General features: G+C 53.9%; 14 protein-coding genes. 12 read left to right on the forward strand and 2 right to left on the reverse strand.

Annotated features, from left to right (window positions below):
• The 5 genes from JUF11_RS10450 to JUF11_RS10470 form a co-directional block, all read left to right on the forward strand.
• A partial coding sequence (locus JUF11_RS10450) for an LPXTG cell wall anchor domain-containing protein (RefSeq protein ID WP_204119560.1) occupies nucleotides 1–3,042 on the forward strand: 3,042 nt, incomplete at its 5' end.
• Between the two features lie 583 nt (nucleotides 3,043–3,625).
• Complete coding sequence (locus JUF11_RS10455; protein WP_204119561.1) at nucleotides 3,626–4,315, forward strand: WxL domain-containing protein; 690 nt, start codon at nucleotides 3,626–3,628, stop codon at nucleotides 4,313–4,315.
• Between the two features lie 113 nt (nucleotides 4,316–4,428).
• A complete protein-coding gene (locus JUF11_RS10460; RefSeq protein ID WP_204119562.1) occupies nucleotides 4,429–5,481 on the forward strand; it encodes a WxLIP family cell surface protein in 1,053 nt (350 codons plus the stop codon).
• 18 nt (nucleotides 5,482–5,499) lie between these two features.
• Nucleotides 5,500–5,868: an LPXTG cell wall anchor domain-containing protein gene (locus tag JUF11_RS10465; protein ID WP_204119563.1), complete on the forward strand. Its 369-nt coding sequence runs from the start codon at nucleotides 5,500–5,502 to the stop codon at nucleotides 5,866–5,868.
• Nucleotides 5,852–7,831 carry a lectin-like domain-containing protein gene (locus JUF11_RS10470; RefSeq protein WP_204119564.1) on the forward strand — a complete coding sequence of 660 codons (1,980 nt, stop codon included), beginning with the start codon at nucleotides 5,852–5,854 and terminating at the stop codon, nucleotides 7,829–7,831. The genes JUF11_RS10465 and JUF11_RS10470 overlap by 17 nt, the downstream gene beginning before the upstream one ends.
• 102 nt (nucleotides 7,832–7,933) lie before the next feature.
• Here the strand turns inward: JUF11_RS10470 and JUF11_RS10475 are convergent, their stop codons facing one another.
• Nucleotides 7,934–8,224 (reverse strand): GNAT family N-acetyltransferase, encoded by a 291-nt coding sequence (locus tag JUF11_RS10475; protein WP_204119565.1) that lies wholly within the window; start codon nucleotides 8,222–8,224, stop codon nucleotides 7,934–7,936.
• Between the two features lie 150 nt (nucleotides 8,225–8,374).
• Between JUF11_RS10475 and JUF11_RS10480 the strand changes: the two genes are divergently transcribed.
• From JUF11_RS10480 to JUF11_RS10505, 6 genes are all read left to right on the forward strand, one after another.
• On the forward strand, nucleotides 8,375–8,914 hold the full coding sequence (locus JUF11_RS10480) for a dCTP deaminase/dUTPase family protein (RefSeq protein WP_204119566.1): 540 nt from the start codon (nucleotides 8,375–8,377) through the stop codon (nucleotides 8,912–8,914).
• A gap of 19 nt (nucleotides 8,915–8,933) precedes the next feature.
• On the forward strand, nucleotides 8,934–10,319 hold the full coding sequence (radA, locus tag JUF11_RS10485; protein WP_204119567.1) for a DNA repair protein RadA: 1,386 nt from the start codon (nucleotides 8,934–8,936) through the stop codon (nucleotides 10,317–10,319).
• Complete coding sequence (locus tag JUF11_RS10490) at nucleotides 10,316–11,494, forward strand: PIN/TRAM domain-containing protein (RefSeq protein WP_204119568.1); 1,179 nt, start codon at nucleotides 10,316–10,318, stop codon at nucleotides 11,492–11,494. Before radA ends, JUF11_RS10490 begins: the two co-directional genes overlap by 4 nt.
• A 211-nt stretch (nucleotides 11,495–11,705) precedes the next feature.
• Nucleotides 11,706–13,196, forward strand: a complete 1,491-nt coding sequence (gene gltX, locus JUF11_RS10495; protein WP_204119569.1) for a glutamate--tRNA ligase — start codon at nucleotides 11,706–11,708, stop codon at nucleotides 13,194–13,196.
• Nucleotides 13,197–13,374: 178 nt separating this feature from the next.
• Nucleotides 13,375–14,220 carry an NAD(P)H-binding protein gene (locus tag JUF11_RS10500; protein ID WP_204119570.1) on the forward strand — a complete coding sequence of 282 codons (846 nt, stop codon included), beginning with the start codon at nucleotides 13,375–13,377 and terminating at the stop codon, nucleotides 14,218–14,220.
• Between the two features lie 4 nt (nucleotides 14,221–14,224).
• Nucleotides 14,225–14,656, forward strand: coding sequence for an Rrf2 family transcriptional regulator (locus JUF11_RS10505; RefSeq protein ID WP_204119571.1), 432 nt, complete (start codon nucleotides 14,225–14,227; stop codon nucleotides 14,654–14,656).
• An 85-nt stretch (nucleotides 14,657–14,741) separates the two neighbouring features.
• On the opposite strand, the gene JUF11_RS10510 is transcribed toward JUF11_RS10505, so the two are convergent.
• Nucleotides 14,742–16,445 carry a glycoside hydrolase family 3 protein gene (locus JUF11_RS10510; RefSeq protein ID WP_204119572.1) on the reverse strand — a complete coding sequence of 568 codons (1,704 nt, stop codon included), beginning with the start codon at nucleotides 16,443–16,445 and terminating at the stop codon, nucleotides 14,742–14,744.
• Between the two features lie 671 nt (nucleotides 16,446–17,116).
• Between JUF11_RS10510 and recQ the strand changes: the two genes are divergently transcribed.
• On the forward strand, nucleotides 17,117–18,877 hold the full coding sequence (gene recQ / locus JUF11_RS10515; RefSeq protein WP_204119573.1) for a DNA helicase RecQ: 1,761 nt from the start codon (nucleotides 17,117–17,119) through the stop codon (nucleotides 18,875–18,877).
• Nucleotides 18,878–18,938 lie beyond the last annotated feature (61 nt).

The following is an 18,938-nucleotide window of genomic DNA, read 5'->3' on the forward strand; positions in this document are numbered from 1 at the left end:
AGTGCATCGGTATCCGCAAGCCAGAGTACCAGCATCCTGGACAGTCAGACGCCGTCTGAAGCAAGTGCTTCGGCATCAGCTTCCGCCAGTGCAAGTGCTTCTGCATCAGCTTCAGCTAGTGCAAGCGCAAGCTACAGCGAATCGGTATCTGGTTACCCAAGTCTGAGTGCATCACAGTCCGCTCAGGTATCCGCGATCGACTCCGCAAGCATCAAGGACAGCCAAGAACTGTCATTACTTGCCAGCTTGAGTGCATCGATTAGCGCTTCTGAAAGTGCCAGCGGTTCAGCATCAGTCAGTGCATCTGAAAGTGCTTCTGATAGTGCAATCCTTTCCGCTTCCGATAGCGCATCGGTATCCGCAAGCAACAGTGCCGACGGCTCTGCGATCGCCAGTGCTTCCGCAAGTGAATCAACCGACGCCTCCGCAATTGGCAGCTTGTCTGAGAGCATCTCTATTAAGAACTCGCAGTCAATTCCAGCCAGCGAATCCGCTAGCGCCTCCGCAAGTGCTTCCGCATCAGCTTCGGCTAGTGCCAGTGCTTCGACGAGTGCCAGCGAAAGTGCATCGGTATCCGCAAGCCAGAGTACCAGCATCCTGGACAGTCAGACGCCGTCTGAAGCAAGTGCTTCGGCATCAGCTTCCGCCAGTGCAAGTGCTTCTGCATCAGCTTCGGCTAGTGCAAGCGCAAGCTACAGCGAATCGGTATCTGGTTACCCAAGTCTGAGTGCATCACAATCCGCTCAGGTATCCGCGATCGACTCCGCAAGCATCAAGGACAGCCAGGAACTGTCACTACTTGCCAGCTTGAGTGCATCGATCAGTGCCACCGACTCTGCTTCGATTAGTGCTTCTGAAAGTGCTAGTGATTCAGCTACGGTCAGTGCGTCTGAAAGTGCCATCAATAGTGCATCACTTTCAGCTAGTCACAGTGCTTACGGCTCAGCGGTTGTCAGTGCTTCTGCTAGTGAGTCAACTGATGCATCAGTGATCAGTAGTCTATCTGAGAGTTTGGCAAACGCTGCTCGGCGGACAATAGCAGGGAACGCTTTGCGCAGTGCTTCTGCGAGTGCTTCGACATCAGCTTCGGCTAGTGCTGATGCTTCAACGAGTGCCAGCGTGAGCGCCTCTGTATCGGCAAGCCAGAGCACCAGCATTTTGGCTAGTCAGACGCCTTCTGAGGCTAGTGCTTCGACATCAGCTTCGGCTAGTGCTGATGCTTCAACGAGTGCCAGCGTGAGCGCCTCTGTATCGGCAAGCCAGAGCACCAGCATTTTGGCTAGTCAGACGCCTTCTGAGGCTAGTGCTTCGGCATCGGCTTCAGGTGTGGCCAGCGCCTCTGCATCAGCTTCGGCTAGTGCAAGTGCCAGCTACAGCGATGCGGTCTCCGGTTATCCAAGCTTGAGTGCTTCTGTATCGGCTCAGGTATCGGCAATCGACTCTGCAAGCATCCGCGACAGCCAGATGTTGTCACTGCTCGCTAGTCTAAGTGCCTCGGTCAGTGCCACTGACTCGGCCTCTGTCAGTGCTTCCAATAGCGCTAGTGGTTCTGCCACAGTTAGTGCTTCTGAAAGTGCAGTTGCTAGCGCATCACTGTCAGCCAGTCACAGTGCCTATGGTTCTGCGGTGGCCAGTGCTTCTGCTAGTGAATCGACAGATGCATCCGCAATCAGTAGCTTGTCTGAGAGCTTGGCTAACGCTGCTCGGCGGTCAATGGCAGGGAACGCTTTGCGCAGTGCTTCTGCGAGTGCTTCGACATCAGCTTCGGCTAGTGCCAGCGCTTCAATGAGTGCCAGCGAGAGTGCTTCAATCTCTGCAAGTCAGAGCACCAGCATTCTGGCTAGTCAGACGCCTTCTGAGGCGAGTGCTTCGGCATCCGCTTCAGGTGTGGCCAGCGCTTCTGCATCAGCTTCGGCTAGTGCCAGCGCAAGCTACAGCGAATCGGTATCTGGTTACCCAAGTCTGAGTGCTTCTGTATCCGCTCAGGTATCGGCAATCGACTCTGCAAGCATCCGCGACAGTCAGATGTTGTCACTGCTCGCTAGTCTGAGTGCTTCTGTCAGTGCCACTGATTCGGCCTCTGTCAGTGCTTCCAATAGCGCTAGTGGCTCTGCCACGGTTAGTGCTTCTGAGAGCGCCATCGACAGTGCTAAGGCTTCGGCAAGCATCAGTGCTCATGGCTCTGCGATTGCCAGTGCTTCGGCTAGTGAATCCGCTGACGCCTCGCTTCTCAGCAGCTTGTCCGCAAGCATGTCTGACGTGGCTCGTCGGTCACTTACCAGTGGCGCCATCAGCAGTGCCTCTGCGAGTGCTGCAACATCAGCTTCGGCTAGTGCCAGTGCTTCGACGAGTGCCAGCCAGAGTGCTTCGATCTCTGCAAGTCAGAGTACCAGCATTTTGGCCAGTCAGACGCCTTCTGAGGCCAGTGCTTCGGCATCCGCTTCAGGTGTGGCTAGTGCTTCTGCATCAGCTTCGGCTAGTGCCAGTGCCAGCTACAGCGAGTCAGTATCTGGCTACCCAAGTCTGAGTGCTTCTGAGTCGGCACAGGTTTCGGCCATCGACTCGGCAAGCATCAAGGACAGCGAGACGCTTTCACTCCTCACTAGTCTGAGTGCTTCCTACAGTGCCGACGGTTCGGCTTCCACGAGTGCTTCCGTCAGTGCTAGCGGCTCCGCTTCTGCTAGTGGCTCTGCTTCCGCTTCCGCTAGCGGTTCGGCTTCTGCCAGTGCCTCGCAGAGTACCTCTGCTCTGGCGTCTGCTAGTGCAAGCAACAGTGCTTCCGTTTCTACCAACATCGCAACCGGTGCTGGCAAGCATAACGGAAATACTGGCAACGGCAGTCGTGCGGTATCGACATCTGCGACTAACGCAGCTCGTGCTCGTCAGGCGCGCATCAAGAATGGTGCTCGGACTAACAACCGGCTGCCAAAGACGGGTGAACGCAGTGAATCACTGCTTTCCGCCATCGGTGCAAGCTTGATTGGCCTGATGGGAATTGGCGCTGCGGCTAGCCGCAAGAAGCGTCGTCACCAGGCTAAATAGGCCGTCTAAGATCTAAGGAATTAACAGAAAGGCTCTTCACCTACCTGCAAATGCAGGTTGGCTGAAGAGCCTTTTTGCGTGGGGAAGATTAAACATTGAATAAGCGAAGCGAATTCGGAGGTTGGCGAGCCAAGGCCAAATGATAAACAATTAGAATAAAATATTTAGATGTTTTTTTATCATTCTTCGAGGATGGTGTTACGACTGAACTTTATGTTATTCAACGATAGGCTTGTTTGAAAATGCGCTTGATGGCATGAAAGATGAGCACAAACGCCGAAGTGACAGGGATAATCAACGAAATTCATGCGACTTGTTAGTGCAAAAGCTTCATCAGTGTGGTTTCAAGCTTTGATTGATGCAATTGGCACGGCCACTGATCAACACTGTTCTTTGCCGGCGGCACCAAGAACTAACGGAAAAATGAAAAAATTATGAAAGTTTAGCAATCTTCTATGTTATTTTTATTGAATATTCTTATTGACGAAATATTTATGGGTTGTTATACTTTGGGCGTTATCTAATACTTCGCTGGGCGCAAAGGCGTCAGGGGGACAGCGAGTCAAATAGGAGGAACTCTATAATGAAGAAGTCTTTACTTGTTAGTGCTGCTGCTCTTGCTTTGGCTGCTGCCGCAACGGTTGCACCTATGACCGTGTCCGCTGCAACTGCAGATGGCAGTGCCCAAGGTACCACGACAGCCGAATTCACTGTTACTGCCGGTGACGATGGTAGCACCACGCCTGGTGGCGACAATGGTAGCGGCGTCAACAAAGATTTGTGGCTGGTTAATGCACCTGACATGAACTTCGGCACCACGACAGTCGCTAAGATCATTGCTGGTACCGCGGCAATGAACTATCAGGATGGTAAGGTTAAAGTCCAAACAGGCGATGCTGCTGAAAACACTGATGGCAAGTTGGCAGTTAGCGACTTGCGTGGTAACGGGGCGGGCTGGAAGCTTTCCGCCAACCTTACTCAGTTCACCAATAACGCAGATAAGACAGATGCCAACAAGTTGGATGGCCAGCTTGCACTCGCGCTGACAAATGTTGTTGCGCCGAACGCTACGCTTGGCACTGCGGCTACGCTTAAAACCGATGGCCAGGACGTCACAATCTGGACCGCTGGCAAGGACGAAGGTCAAGGTGCTAACACGGCTGACGTGGACACTGCGACTAAGTTGACCCTTGATAAAAATGCTCAAGTTAAAGCTGTTCAGTACGATGCAACCATTACCTGGACACTTTCCAGCACCATTACTGCAGGCTAAGCCACTCATGTGAGTACTTAACGCGATCGAGGGGCGTCCTCGGTCGCGTTTTTTCAGATTAAGGCTTAAAGGCCTTGTATCCTTGTTTTTCCATTATCGAAAGGAGTTTTACCTTGCGCCTTAAAACCTTGTTGTTCATCGCTTTGGCGGCCCTGGGTCTGGGGGTTGCCCAAGTGCAGCCCAACCAAACCCAAGCGGCCTCCGGAGCGGCGTACACCGTTAGCCCTGTCATTCCTGATAATCAGCGGACCTCAGTGTCGAGCTATTTTGACCTCGTCGTCAAACCTGGGGCCACCCAACCAATAACAGTAGCGGTGACCAACGCAACGGCGGGGGTTCGGCATATTAAGGTGTCTTTGACGCATGCCTATACACAGGATAATGGGGAGATTGGCTATAAACCTAATGGTCGCACGGATTCGTCCGCGCAGTACCGCGTTGATCAGTTAGGCCAAAAGAGTCAGGTGGTGACCTTGGCCGGGCATCAGACGAAGCGGGTGACTGTGAACCTGAAGATCCCGGAACAAGGCTTTAACGGTGTGCTGCTTGGTGGCCTGTATCTTGTCGACAAAGAAGAAACTGCTGGCAGCACTGGTGATGGCGTTCAGTTCAAAAATCGTTATGCGACTCTGGTCGGCATTCAATTGCAAACCAGTACCGGCGCAATCAACAATGTAAAGCCAGACCTGAAGCTGAAAGCAGTTGGGGCAGGGATTCAAAGCAACCAACCGGGCGTTTTGGCGACCGTTCAAAATCCAATGCCAACCTACTGGGGCAAGATGCTGTTTACCGCGAAGGTGTACAAGCGCAACTCCAACACCGTCGTCATGAAGCGGACCGCGAGTGGGTATACGACGGCGCCGAACAGCCATTTTGACTTCGGGATTACCCAAAAAGACGGGCTCACCCCGGGTGATTACACGTTGGATTTGCTGGTCACTGGCCCCCACGGCCGCTGGCACTGGAAGCGCAACTTCTCGATTTTGACTGAACAAGCACAAAAAATTAACAAAAAACTGGCGTTGAAGACGCCGTTTGTCATGCCATGGTGGGGTTGGATCCTCATCGGCATTGGCATTGTCTTGCTCCTAGGCTTGCTGTGGTGGCTGATTTTACTGCTGCTGCGTCGCAAGAAGGATGCTCAGGCTGAGAATACGCCGCAATAGCGGAAAGGAGCGTGCCCTATGCGATATTGGAAAATCGGCTTAGCAGTGGCCCTCACCGCAGCCGGCCTCACCCTCGGGGGCACCGGGGTGAACGCGGCGACGAATACGGGCGCGGCGGTGGGTCAAACCGTCGCCGAGTTCGTGGTGCTACCGAGTCCCTACCAGCCAAGTAAGCCGGGTAAACTGCCGTCGCGGGTGACCCCGGCGGATCACGTGCCTGGCACTAAAAGCGCGACCGGCCAAACTCACGGCGTTTTGCCTAAAACCGGTGAAACGCTTGCCTTGGTTTTAGCTGGTGTCGGCTTTGGCTTACTGGGATTAATTGCCATGATGTTGTTGCTGCTGTGGCGGCGAAGGGAGGACGCGACTAATGAAGCACTTAACTAAAAAGCGCCTGAGTCGCTGGCTGACCCTTGCTGCGGTGGCAACGCTGACCGCTGGGCTTGGCGGCACCGTGCAAACGGTGAAGGCAGCAGATGATATCTGGACTCATGCGACTGACCTTAACGGGAACCGTTTCCCGGAACCACTGGATCCAGATACCGGACTGCCAGCCTATGTCCCATTTGACCAAGCGATGACTACGGATGGCATTACGGGCACTAGTAGTAAGGTGTTGTCTAATGCTGCCGGTAATAATGTGGCAGTTCAGTTGACGAACGGTAAAACTCAATCAGGATCGATCTGGAGTACGTCAAAGCTTAAACTCCAGCAGACCTTTTCGACCAAGATGCACATCTACTTTGGGAACAATCCGAATCCTGCTGATGGGATGGCATTTGTGCTGAGAGGCGATAAACCCACCCAGGTTTACCAAAACGGGAGTGGCGTTGGGGTTTGGGGTGCCGGCACGAATCTTAACATCAAAGGTCAGATGCCAAACGCTTTTGCCGTGACCTTCGATACCTACTTCAACGGTGATACGACGGACAAAAATGTTGATAAGATTGCGGCAGGCTTTTCATCATCTGATGATGCCCAATACATTGGCTGGGGTTTTCCGGGGTTCCTTAACGGCAGCAATTCGGCCATCATGCAATATCAACGTGGTGATAAAGGGCAACTCTTGTTCGACAAGACCAATGCGGCTGATGGCGGCCTCAACAAGACAGGGTATGGCACAGACATGGGCCTTGGTGGCTATTATGTGCCGACTAAAAAAAGTGGTGAGAAATTCACCGACGGCCAGTGGCATACGGTCAAAGTTGACTGGGCCCCCGATACCGCAAAAGACGGCGGTGGGAGTTTAACTTTTAGTATTGAGCTCAGCTCAAGCCACACCTTCAGCAAGACCATGACTTGGACAGCGGCTGACATCACCAAGATCTTCGGTACTACTGCGATTTCTCAAGGGGTTAGCTGGGGCTTTACCGGCTCTACCGGGGCTCAAGCCGAAGAAGGCGTGGTGACCTTCGAAACTATTCCTGGCGTCGTTGATGCTAGTGTGGCTGCCACGGTCATTAGTCGTGATGGCTCCGCGGCGCCGAAGTCAGTTTATGAAGGCGACGCGCTCGCCCAGACTTACACTATTACTTATAACAGTAGTAACAGTAAGCAGAATTGGCCGGTGCAGAACACCACGAATACGGCGACCTTGACCGGCACGCTGCGAACGACCACTGGTTATGGTTTTGAGGTCAATGCTAATGGAAAAGTGAGCGTCACCATCCTCAGGAATGGCGTGACGCAGACGGCGGTGGGGATACCAACCAAAACGGCTCAGGTGACTGATAAGTTTGGGCAAACTAAGACTTATGCGACCCAGGTTGATGTCAGCTTATCAGGGTTTCTGAATTCAATTAGCGGGGTTCAAAGTTATACGGTCACGGCTCCCATCTTGGCGGCAAAGAAGAATGATGCTGCTACGGAAGGGGCCGGGGTCGTTGTGGGTAACAACGCTCGTTATACGACGACCGTGAGCACGCCAGCCGTACTTGAAAATCCACTGGGCATTGGCGCGCCGAATTTTCTCTTTAAAAATCTGAGCGTCGGCCAAATTATTAAAGGTCTGTCGGGCGTTACTGGCACGATGGACGGCACTGGCAACCTTGTCGCCGCGGCGCCCACCGGGGTGCATACGACGATTACCGCTTCCATGACGCCGGTTAACTTTCCGGCTGGGACTGGCTACACGGCCGGGAACACGACCATCGGCTTCACGTACAGTGGCCGCAATGTCACCTTGCCGGATAACAACACGGCGCAAACAGTCTACAGCGCCGATACGCCGCCAACCAGCGGCGCGATCACCAATCTGAAGCTGGGGATGCAGCCGTATCCGCAGATCAAGTTGGGTAATTATACTTCGACGATTACTTGGACCATTGCGGCGACACCGATTGCCGGTTAAAGAGAACGAACATAACGCGTCAAAAAGAGCCGACCAACTTGGCAATCAAGTTGATCGGCTTTTCGTTTACACTGACTGTTTGTTGCTGACGCCAACAGCCGCCTATTCTGTCGGTACTTGTCGCCGCATCTCCGCGTACTCCGGTTTCGTCTCGAATTCATGTAGCGCAAAGGAGCACAGCGGCTCGATCTTCTTGCCTTCCACGCGGGCTTGATCGACCACGGCTTTCACCAGCTTGCCGGCGATGCCCTGGCCGCGCAAAATCGGGTCAACGTAGGTGTGGTCGATGACGTAATTCTGACCATCATCGATGGGCTGGAAGGTCACTTCCGCAATCAGTTTCCCGGTATCGTCATTTAAGAAGTAACGGCCGGTTTCATGTTGAAAGGTCATCATAATTTCCCCCTTTTGGCTCGGTTAGGCGAGTCTTCTTTGATTATATGGTAACAATTTGAAAAGGTTAGTTCAAGAAAGCGCTGACAGCCGCAAAAAGCGGGGCGGCTCGTGGTAGAATGTGACGTATACCATTAAGGAGGAGACACGATGCGTAGTCGCGGCTTTGAAATTGTTTCGGCGTTTGAAAATCAGGGGGTGAAGCTCCCGGAACGGCAAACCAAAAATGCCGCTGGGTATGACTTTTTTGCCCGGGAGGATTTTGTCCTCAAGAGTATTTGGCGCTATGACTTCATTCGTCTGTTCCGCCTGATCAAAAACGAGCACCCGCTGACCGAACAGGACTTCACCCGGGCCACTAAGATCCTGAAGCCGCTGTTGGTCCCGACTGGGGTGAAGGCCTACATGCAGCCGAATGAGGTGCTGATTTTGGCCAATCGCTCCAGCAACCCGTTGAAGCGTGGGTTGGTGATTCCGAACGGGATTGGCGTGATCGACGCGGATTATTACAACAACACCAGCAACGAAGGCGAAATCTTTATCCAAATGCTCAACTTCTCGCCGCGGGATGTGGTGATTGAGCAAGGTGAACGCATCGGCCAAGGCATCTTCATGCCGTATCTGCTGGCCGATGGCGACACTGGGAACGAGAATGTCCGCACAGCCGGGTTTGGCTCCACTGGGAAGTAATAGCAAAGGAAGCGAGTAGATGGCCAAGGCTAGAACCAAATATGTTTGTCAAAATTGTGGCTACATCTCGGCCACCTTCCTCGGCCGCTGCCCGAACTGTGGGGCGTGGAATTCGCTGGTGGAAGAAACCGAAGCGCCAGTGAAGACGGCGGCGCCGCGCAAAACCAGCGGCGGCACCAAAATCACGCCGCAGCGGCTCAATGAGGTGTCGCTCAAAAAAGAGCCGCGCGTCGCCACCGAACTCAATGAGCTGAACCGCGTGCTTGGCGGCGGCATTGTGCCAGGCTCTTTGATTCTGATTGGCGGCGATCCGGGGATTGGCAAGTCGACGCTGCTGACGCAGGTGTCAGGTTACCTGGCCCGCGGCGGGGCGAAGGTCCTGTATGTGTCCGGGGAAGAAAGTGCCAGTCAGATCAAGCTGCGTGCGATGCGCTTGGGTGTGGGTGATTCGGGGATGTACCTGTATCCGGAAACGGATATGCCCAGCATCACTGCCGCCATCGATGACATGGCGCCAGATTATGTCATTATCGACTCGGTGCAGACCATGAACGTGCCGGATATGAATTCAGCAGTGGGATCGGTGAGTCAAATCCGCGAAGTCACCGCGGAGCTGATGCGGATTGCCAAAACTAACCAGATTACAATTTTCATTGTGGGCCATGTCACCAAGGAAGGCGCCATCGCGGGGCCGAAGATTTTGGAGCACATGGTGGACACGGTGCTGTACTTTGAAGGTGACATGCACCACACGTACCGCATGCTGCGATCGGTGAAAAACCGCTTCGGCTCCACCAATGAAATTGGCATCTTCGAGATGCACCAAAACGGCTTGGCTGAAGTGGCTAATCCCTCTGAGCTCTTTCTGGAGGAGCGGCTCGCCGGTGCCACCGGTTCAGCGGTGGTGGTGTCAATGGAAGGCACGCGGCCGATTTTGGTTGAACTGCAGGCCTTGATGACGCCGACCATGTACGGTAACGCCAAGCGCACGTCTAGCGGCTTGGACCATAACCGCGTCAGCCTGATTATCGCCGTGCTGGAAAAGCGTGCCAACTTGATGCTCCAAAACCAGGACGCTTACCTGAAGGCGACTGGTGGGGTGCGGCTGGATGAACCGGCAATCGATTTGGCGATGGCGATGGCGATTGCCAGCTCGTATCGCGATACTGAAATCGCCCCGACGGACTGTTTTGTCGGCGAAATTGGCTTGACTGGCGAGGTGCGCCGGGTCAATCGGATTGAGGATCGCATCAAAGAAGCGGCAAAATTGGGCTTTAAACGCATTTTTGTCCCTAAGAATAACCTGCAGGGCTTCGCTTCCCGTGATAAAATTAAAGTGATTGGTGTTGCCAGCGTCAGTGAGGCGCTGCAAGTCGTATTCAATCAGAAAGGAGGAACGAAATGAGAAAACGTGTGATTGCAATCGTGTTTGGGTTAGTCGGCGTCGGCGTTGGCGTCAACACGCTGCCGTTTTTGTGGATGCTCTTGCATCTGGACAGCATCGCGTGGTTGAACAACGCGATTGTCGACGGTTTGATCGGCGCCGTGGTGTTCTTGGCCATTTCTGAAGTCGCGTCTGGTTGGATTATTCGCAAACTCGATCAAGCAGAAAAATATCTCAGCACGAAATCGGCATCGTTCCTGTTGTTTGGTGTGTTAGGCACAATTGTTGGCCTGGTGTTAGCTGCCATTATTTCAATTCTCTTTTATAATCTCCCCGGGCCATGGGGCGTGCTGTTGCCGCTGGTATTGATGATGTTGCTTGGTTACTTCGGCTTTCGGCTGGGGACCACGCGGCGCGACGAATGGCGCAAGCTCTTCGGCCAGCGTAATCGTGACCGCGATCGTGATAAAAAAGAGGATGACAACGCGGCGCTGCTTGATCGCCGGGTGGGGGACAACTTCCGCAAGTACAAGTTGCTCGATACCAGTGTAATCATTGACGGCCGCGTGCAGGCGATTGCCAAAACTGGCTTTTTGGAAGGCACGTTGCTCGTGCCAACCTTCGTGGTGCATGAGTTGCAGCTGATTTCCGACTCGGCAGACGCCTTGAAGCGCGGCCGCGGCCGCCGCGGGCTGGATATCATCAACCAGATGAAGGCTGATGACGAAATCAACGTGGAAATGTATGACGGCGATTTCGAGGACATGACTGAAGTGGACAGCAAGCTGCTGAAACTGGCCAAAATGCTGGATGGGATTGTGGTGACCAATGACTACAACCTCAACAAAGTGGCCCAGTTCCAAAACGTGCCCGTGCTCAACATCAACGAGCTGGCCAATGCCTTGAAGCCGGATCTCATTCCAGGCGAGCCGATGACCGTCACGGTGATCAAGTCAGGGACTGAGCGTCAGCAAGGCGTCGCCTACATGGAAGACGGCACGATGGTCGTGGTCGAAGATGGCCAGTTCTACATGAACAAGCCCCTGAACGTCATTGTGACCTCTGCCATCCAAACCGCAGCCGGCCGGATGATTTTCGCCAAGCCTGCCCATCAGCAGCAGTCCTTGCGTGATGAAGCCGGCAAGGATGCCAAACCAGAGGCGTCAGAACCGAAGAACACTAAAAAGAAAAAGTAAGGCCGAGGCGCTCGCCGCCTCGCCGACCGAGTCGCCAGCGCATTGTCGCTGACGGCTTTTTTTGCAGAAAAACGGCGCCGGTGCCGCAATGAAAACTCGCAACCGGGCGTGTTTGGAGCCGCCCCTTGTGGTACACTGTCAATGCAAGTGCACTGCGCTTTATTTGGTGCACGCCCCAGTTTGGGGAACAAAATTATGGAGGCATCGTGCATTGACAGATCGACCAATTCGGGTGCGTTACGCACCGAGTCCAACCGGACATTTACACATCGGGAACGCGCGGACGGCGCTGTTCAACTATTTGTTTGCCCGGCATAACAACGGGACAATGGTGCTGCGGATCGAAGACACAGACACCAAGCGCAACATTGCAGACGGGGAAAAGAGTCAGATCGAAAACCTGCACTGGCTGGGGATCGACTGGGATGAAGGCCCTGATAAAGGCGGCGACTTTGGCCCTTACCGGCAATCTGAACGCAAGGACATCTATGAACGCTATATCCAGGAACTGATGGATAAAGGCCAAGCTTATGAATCCTACAAAACCGAAGCCGAATTGGAAGCCGATCGTGAAGCCCAAAAGGCCAATCACGAAATGCCGCATTATGTCTACGAATACGAAGGCATGACCGAAGCCGAGAAACAGGCTAAAATTGCCGCTGCTAAGGCGCAAGGCCTACAGCCGGTCATTCGCTTCCACATTCCAACGGACAAGACCTACGAATGGAATGATATCGTCAAAGGCGACATTTCCATCGAAGGTAAAACCATCGGTGGCGACTTTGTCATCATGAAACGTGATGGCATGCCAACCTATAACTTTGCGGTGGTGGTTGATGACCATTTGATGGAAATCACCCATGTGCTGCGTGGGGATGACCACATCGCTAACACGCCTAAGCAAATCGCGATTTACGAAGCGCTGGGCTGGGAACCACCGGTGTTTGGCCACATGACCTTGATCATCAATGGCGAGACTGGCAAGAAGCTGTCAAAGCGTGACGAATCTGTTTTGCAGTTCATCGAACAGTATCGCGAACTGGGCTACCTGCCAGAAGCCATGTTCAACTTCATCACCTTGCTGGGTTGGTCACCAAAAGGGGAAGACGAAATCTTCTCCAAGAAGGACTTCATCAAGCTCTTTGATGAAACCCGCCTGTCCAAGAGCCCGGCGCGCTTCGATAAGAAGAAGCTGGAATGGGTCAACAACCAGTACATTAAGAAGACCGATCCGAACGAACTGACCGCCTTGGCCAGCGAGAACCTGATCGAATCCGGCCGATTGCCAAAGGATCCAGATCCAAAGACTTTGGAATGGGCGCGGCAACTGATTAGCCTGTATATCCCGCAGATGAGTTACACCGGCCAAATCACCGAGCTGTCCAGCATTTTCTTCGAAGCGCCTAAGGCTTTGGATGAAGCTGCGCTGAAGGAATTAGCTGACGACAACGCTTTGCCAGTGATCCAAAACGTGGCCACCAAGCTGCGCGCTTTGGATACCTTCTCGGCTTACTTCATCAACCAGGCGGTTTACCACACCCGGCTTGAAACCGGCGTGAAGGGCCGCAAGCTCTACATGCCAATTCGTATCGCCACCACCCGTGAGATGCACGGCCCACAACTGGCCGAAACCATCGAACTGATGGGTCGCGAAAAAGTCTTAGCCAACATCGATTACGTGCTGCAAGCTTTGCAGAAGTAAGATGTTACCTCAACAGCCACTCCTAACGGGGGTGGCTGTTTTGAGTATTGCCCGGGAAATAGCAGTGCCTTGGTTCGATGGAAATTGTTTCAATTCATCCTTGCTACTTCACACCAATCCTGTTACAATAAATGTTGCAAGTTACTTATATTGTCACAGGACGAAGGGAGCGCTTTTTATGACAACATATGCTTTAACAGCTGCGACCGGTCACTTTGGCCAAACCGCGGTCAAACAATTGGTGGCGTTAGTCGGGGCTGAGAATGTGGTAGCGTTGGCCCGCAATGTCGACAAGGCGAAGGGCTTAATGCCAGCTGGCGTGACGGTGCGGCCTGGTGACTACACGGATCAGGACCAGTTGACGGCTTCACTGCAAGGCGTGGATCGGTTGCTATTTATTTCGTCGCTGCCAGGTGGCAAGATATCACGGATTCAGCAGCATCAGAATCTGATTAATGCGGCTAAGGCGGCGCAAGTCGGCTTTGTTGCCTACACCAGTTTTCCCCATGCGGATCAGTCGAAGGCCCCACTGGCGGCGGATCATCAAGCAACTGAGCAGGCACTGAAGGATTCGGGTTTAACGTATGCCTTTTTGCGCAATAACTGGTACTTGGAAAATGAAGCAAACGGCTTGAAGAAGGCGGCTGCTGGGAAGCCCCTGGTTTACGCGGCGGGCGCTGGCCAGGTTGGCTGGGCCTTGGAACGGGAATACGCCGAAGCGGCGGCCAAGATTTTGGTGGCCGATGCGCCAAAGGCCGTTTATGAATTGTCCGGCCCAGCGCGGACCTATGCTGACTTGGCGGCGGCCATTGATGGGGCAACGGCGCAGGCGCTCGATGTTGCGACATACAAACAAGGGCTGGAGGCGGCAGGCCTGCCAGCTGGTGCGGTTGCTGCGTTGTCTGGCATTCAGCAATCGATCCGCGACGGCCAGTTGACGCCAGATGGTGATACGCTGTCCGCCGTGCTGGGCCATGAATTGACCCCGCTGGCTGACGCGATTCAGGCAGTCCTGCGAGGGTAAATTGATGAAATACTCGCATAAGCTCAGCGACGGGGTGCACATTTTGGCCTATGTCGATATTTACCAAGACGCCGATCTCTCCAGTGGTGCCATCGCCGCCAGTATCGAAGCCAATCCGAGCTTGGTGCGCCGGCTGATGGCCCAGCTGGTTAAGGCCGGCCTGCTGACGAGTCAGCCTGGGGCCGCCGCGCCGGCGCTGGCCCGACCAGCGGCAGAGATTTCGCTGCTGGATGTCTACCAGGCTTTGGAGGGCAACAAGGAGCTGCTGCATATTGATGAGAAAACCAACCCGCAATGTATCGTTGGCGGTAATATCCAAGCGAGCTTGAATGTGGCTTACGCGCAGGTGCAACAAGCGGCCGAAGCGCAAATGGCGGCGATTAGTTTGCAGGGGATTATCTCAGATATTCTTCAGCGTGAAGCGGCGAAACATTAATCCAATTGGACAAAAAAGGTCAACGTCTTTAAGGCGTTGGCCTTTTCTAATGATACGAATCATTGAGCTTGAAGGAACGACTTGATTAAGCCGCGTGTCTCTTGAGCAGGAACGCCCCGCCCAATGCCGCAATAATGGCCATGAAACCCAGTCCAGCCAAAGCTGCCTCTTTCGCGTCGCCAGTCCGTGGTAGACTGGCCTTGGTGGTCTTCTTTGCCGCGGTTGCAACGACCTTATGGCCTGTATTCTTGGCTGACTTGGCCGGGGTCTTCACAGGTTTTGGCTGCGGCTTGCCTTGGTTATCTTTAGCAGCTTGCTTGCCGGTGTCGGTTGGTGTCGGGGTGGTTTCAACCGGTGTTTCTGCTTTAGCCAAGGCATCGATGGTCAAAGACAGTGGTGCGATATCGGTCATCCCAGTGCTCAGCACAACAGCTTGCTTGGCATCCGTCAGCGGGACGTCGATTTCGTACTTACCACCGGCGCCAATCACGGTTTCCGCTAAAGGTGCGCCGTCCACAGACTTGGCATAAATGGGTTCGCCTGTTGACAGGTCTGGATCGACGACGGTACCAGTGATGCGAGCGACTTTAGCGTCTTGGTCGTAAGTCACTTTGTCAGAGGTAATTTCTTTTTTGGCCAAATCGCCTTTGGTAATCAGGCCCAGTTTGCGCTTCAAGCTAAGGAGCCGGAACACGTGCTGGTCGATTTCGCTTTCTGACAAGTTGCCCGCTTTAACGGCATCAAGCAGGGCCGGAATGGCTTTCGCGTAATCATTATTCATGATGCCGTCGTTACCAGCTTCGGCAGCTAGCACGTCGACAGCAACGTCATTATGTTCCTGAGCAAACTTGGTGATGGCGCCCATACCCAGGCCGTCGGTGATAATCACACCTTGGAAGCCAAGTTCTTCGCGCAGCAAACCTTGAACGACCTTCCGCGATAGGGAGGAAGGATAGTCAGGATCAACAGCCTTCATCACAATATGAGCAATCATAATGGAATCAACGCCGGCTTCAATCCCGGCTTTGAACGGCAGCAGGTCCTCTTGTTCAAATTGTTCCTTGGTGCGATCAACCACAGCAAAATCCGTATGCGTGTCGATGGCCGCACCGTAACCTGGGAAGTGTTTCAACGTCGCCGCAACATTTTGCTGCCAAGCCGGAACGACTTGCTTGATGTAGTCCGCTGTGGTCGCGTAGTCCTGGCCAAATGAGCGGGCGTAGATGAAGGCATCCTTGTCGCTGGTGGTGTCTGCATCAGGGGCGAAGTTCCAGTTAACGCCAAGGTCACGTAGCATTGCACCGACATCGGTGGCCTCTTTCAACACTTCTGGCATGCCGCCTTCAGCATACGCCTGCTGCGGCGAAGGGAAGGCGCGATAATCGGACACGACTGGATTATCACTCAGCCGTGAAACCTTGCCGCCTTCCTGGTCAATACCGACCAGCAGCGGCAGATCAGCAGCATCTTGGAAACTCTGCATTTTGGTCTTAAACGCTGCTGCGTCTTTAACACTGGTGAAATCGGCGCCGTAAACAATCAACCCACCCAGGTGATATTTGGCGACGTCTTGGCGCACCTGCTGGTTGTCCTGCGGGGTGCGCGAGATAAACATTTGCCCAACTTTTTCTTCCAAGGTCATCCGGCTGATGTACGCGTTGATGTCTGCGTCAGTCAGCGTGTTGTCAGCCGTCGCGGCGTGAACCGTGGTGGCGCTGAAGCCGCTACTCCCCAGCAGCAGTCCAGCGGTACTCAACGTGGTGACCAAAAGATTTGCCCATTTCTTCATAACCCATGTACTCCTCTCGAGCCAATAATGGCTAGTGCACTGTCATTGGTCTATACTCCTCCTTGCTCAGGGTGAGTATAGCACCGGGAAATGATTGATGGAAGCGTTTTATAATATCTTTTTTAATTTTTTCACAAGTGTGAACGCCTTTATTTTGTGGGTATTAATTAATTAAATAACAATATAATCCCGGCGGTCTGGACCAAAACGGGATGGAGTGACGGTTGGAATACGCAAAGGATAAACAAGAAACTATTTTTCGAGTTAAAACTGCCTTTGCCTGTTGTCTGTAGTTGCGCTGCGTGAGGCCAACGCCCGAGCATGTAGCTACGCCCGAAGCCTCACCGCCAAAGAACGGCGGTAATGCTTCAGGCTGACATGCGGCAGAAAGGCTAATCATCCGGCTAAGTGCGGCCTCACTTCACAGCCTTTTACTTGCCGGTTTTAGTTGCGCTGCGGTTGGCAACGCGCGAGCGACTTGATCAGCCTGTAGCGCATAGCGTACAGGCTGACATGCGGTAGCAGCTACGCATCATGCCTCGAAGCCAAAGAACGGCTTCAATGCATGACGCTAGGCTATTCGTCGAGCTAGAAGCGCCAACCTCCACAGCCGGTTTTACACAACTTCATTTGGCGGGTAGAATAGTCTAATACGAAACGGGGGAGAAACGATGGCCAGTGCGGCGCAGAGTATTTTGAAAGAGAAATTCGGCTACGATGAGTTTCGGCCGGGGCAGGACGCAGCCATTAAGCGCGTGCTGGCGCACGAGAACACGCTGGTCATCATGCCCACTGGCGGCGGGAAATCGCTGTGCTATCAGGTGCCAGCCCTGCTGCAAAGCGGCCTGACGGTGGTGGTGTCGCCTTTGATTGCCTTGATGAAGGATCAGGTCGATGCCCTCAATGAAAATGCCATTCCTGCCACTTACATCAACAGCACCGTGGCATATCCAGAGGCCCAGCACCGGCTGGAGATGGCGGCGCGTGGTGAGGTAAAGCTGCTGTATGTCGCACCTGAGCGGCTAGAGATGCCGGATTTTCAGCAGGATCTGGCGAGCCTGCAGATTGACTTGCTAGCGGTAGACGAAGCACACTGTATTTCCCAGTGGGGCCATGATTTTCGACCGAGCTATCTGCAGCTGCAAACCATTGCCGCAGCCCTGCCGTCGCACCCGACGGTTATTGCATTAACCGCCACGGCGACGACGCGAGTGGCGCTGGATATTGGTCAGCGGCTGAACATTCCCGAAGCGGGGATGATCAACACTGGCTTTGCCCGACCAAATCTGAGCTTTCAAGTGGTCAAGGACCAGGACAAGGATGCCTTTTTGCTCGACTATTTGAAGCTCAACCAAACGCAAAGTGGCATTGTCTACTGTGCTACCCGCAAAGAAGTTGAGCGGCTTTATTTGCTACTGGAACGCCAAGGTATTGCCGTGACCAAGTATCATGCGGGGTTGTCCGAGCAGGAACGCACGGCCAATCAGGAAGACTTTCTCTTTGATCGCAAGCCGGTGATGGTGGCGACCAACGCTTTCGGAATGGGAATCGACAAAAGTAACGTGCGCTTTGTCATTCACGCTCAGGTGCCAGGCGACCTCGAGTCTTATTATCAAGAAGCCGGCCGCGCCGGGCGGGACGGGTTGCCCAGTGAGGCGATTTTGTTGTTTGCCCCAGCTGATTTGCAGATTCGCCGGTTCTTTATTGATCAAAGCGAAGGCGATGACGCTTACAAGCAAAATGAATACCGCAAGTTGCAGGTGATGAATCAATACGCCAACACCGGCGATTGTCTCCAGCAATTCATCCTGCAGTATTTCGGGCAGGCTTCACAACCCTGCGGCCAGTGCTCGAATTGCCGAGACGACCGCGAAGCCGTGGATGTGACGCTGGATGCGCAAAAGGCACTGTCCTGCGTGGTGCGGATGCATGGCCGCTACGGCAAGGGCCTGATTGCTGATGTGCTGGCAGGCTCCAAAAGTCGGCGCTTGACGCAACTGGGGCTGGAGCAGTTGTCCACTTACGGCTTGTTAAGTAGCTGGCGTAAAAAAGACATCAGCGGCTTTATCGACTTTCTGACGGCTGATGGCTACCTGATGCCTCAAGGCGGGCAGTATCCGACCCTGGGGCTGACGGAACTGGGCGCGCAGGTGCTGCGCGGCGAGGCGCAAGTGATGCGTAAGCAAGCCGTCAAGGCGCGCCAGTCGCTGCCAGTGGACGACGAGCTGTTCCAGCAGCTGCGCAGTTTGCGCTATGACTTAGCGCAGAAGCAAGGCGTGCCGCCGTATGTGATTTTCTCTGACGAAACGCTGCGGCAGTTGTGCCTGCTGCGGCCGCAAACCGAAGCCCAGATGCTCAATGTCAAAGGCGTGGGCCAGGTCAAAGTCGACAAATACGGGGCAATTTTCCTTGAAGCCCTGGCCGCGGATTAAAGGGCGCAACTAGCAACGACGCGGGTTTTCGAGTATGATACAAGAGACATAGGGGGCGACA

It is taken from the genome of Lacticaseibacillus suilingensis (assembly GCF_016861845.1).
In the GTDB taxonomy this organism is placed as follows: domain Bacteria; phylum Bacillota; class Bacilli; order Lactobacillales; family Lactobacillaceae; genus Lacticaseibacillus; species Lacticaseibacillus suilingensis.

Excerpts from the sequence above, each read along its gene's own strand:
- JUF11_RS10470 (WP_204119564.1), top strand. The coding sequence starts at position 5,852 with ATGAAGCACTTAACTAAAAAGCGCCTGAGTCGCTGGCTGACCCTTGCT.
- recQ (WP_204119573.1), top strand. The coding sequence starts at position 17,117 with ATGGCCAGTGCGGCGCAGAGTATTTTGAAAGAGAAATTCGGCTACGAT.
- JUF11_RS10475 (WP_204119565.1), bottom strand. The coding sequence starts at position 8,224 with ATGACCTTTCAACATGAAACCGGCCGTTACTTCTTAAATGACGATACC.
- JUF11_RS10455 (WP_204119561.1), top strand. The coding sequence starts at position 3,626 with ATGAAGAAGTCTTTACTTGTTAGTGCTGCTGCTCTTGCTTTGGCTGCT.
- JUF11_RS10500 (WP_204119570.1), top strand. The coding sequence starts at position 13,375 with ATGACAACATATGCTTTAACAGCTGCGACCGGTCACTTTGGCCAAACC.
- JUF11_RS10465 (WP_204119563.1), top strand. The coding sequence starts at position 5,500 with ATGCGATATTGGAAAATCGGCTTAGCAGTGGCCCTCACCGCAGCCGGC.
- JUF11_RS10480 (WP_204119566.1), top strand. The coding sequence starts at position 8,375 with ATGCGTAGTCGCGGCTTTGAAATTGTTTCGGCGTTTGAAAATCAGGGG.
- JUF11_RS10490 (WP_204119568.1), top strand. The coding sequence starts at position 10,316 with ATGAGAAAACGTGTGATTGCAATCGTGTTTGGGTTAGTCGGCGTCGGC.
- JUF11_RS10505 (WP_204119571.1), top strand. The coding sequence starts at position 14,225 with ATGAAATACTCGCATAAGCTCAGCGACGGGGTGCACATTTTGGCCTAT.
- JUF11_RS10510 (WP_204119572.1), bottom strand. The coding sequence starts at position 16,445 with ATGAAGAAATGGGCAAATCTTTTGGTCACCACGTTGAGTACCGCTGGA.
- radA (WP_204119567.1), top strand. The coding sequence starts at position 8,934 with ATGGCCAAGGCTAGAACCAAATATGTTTGTCAAAATTGTGGCTACATC.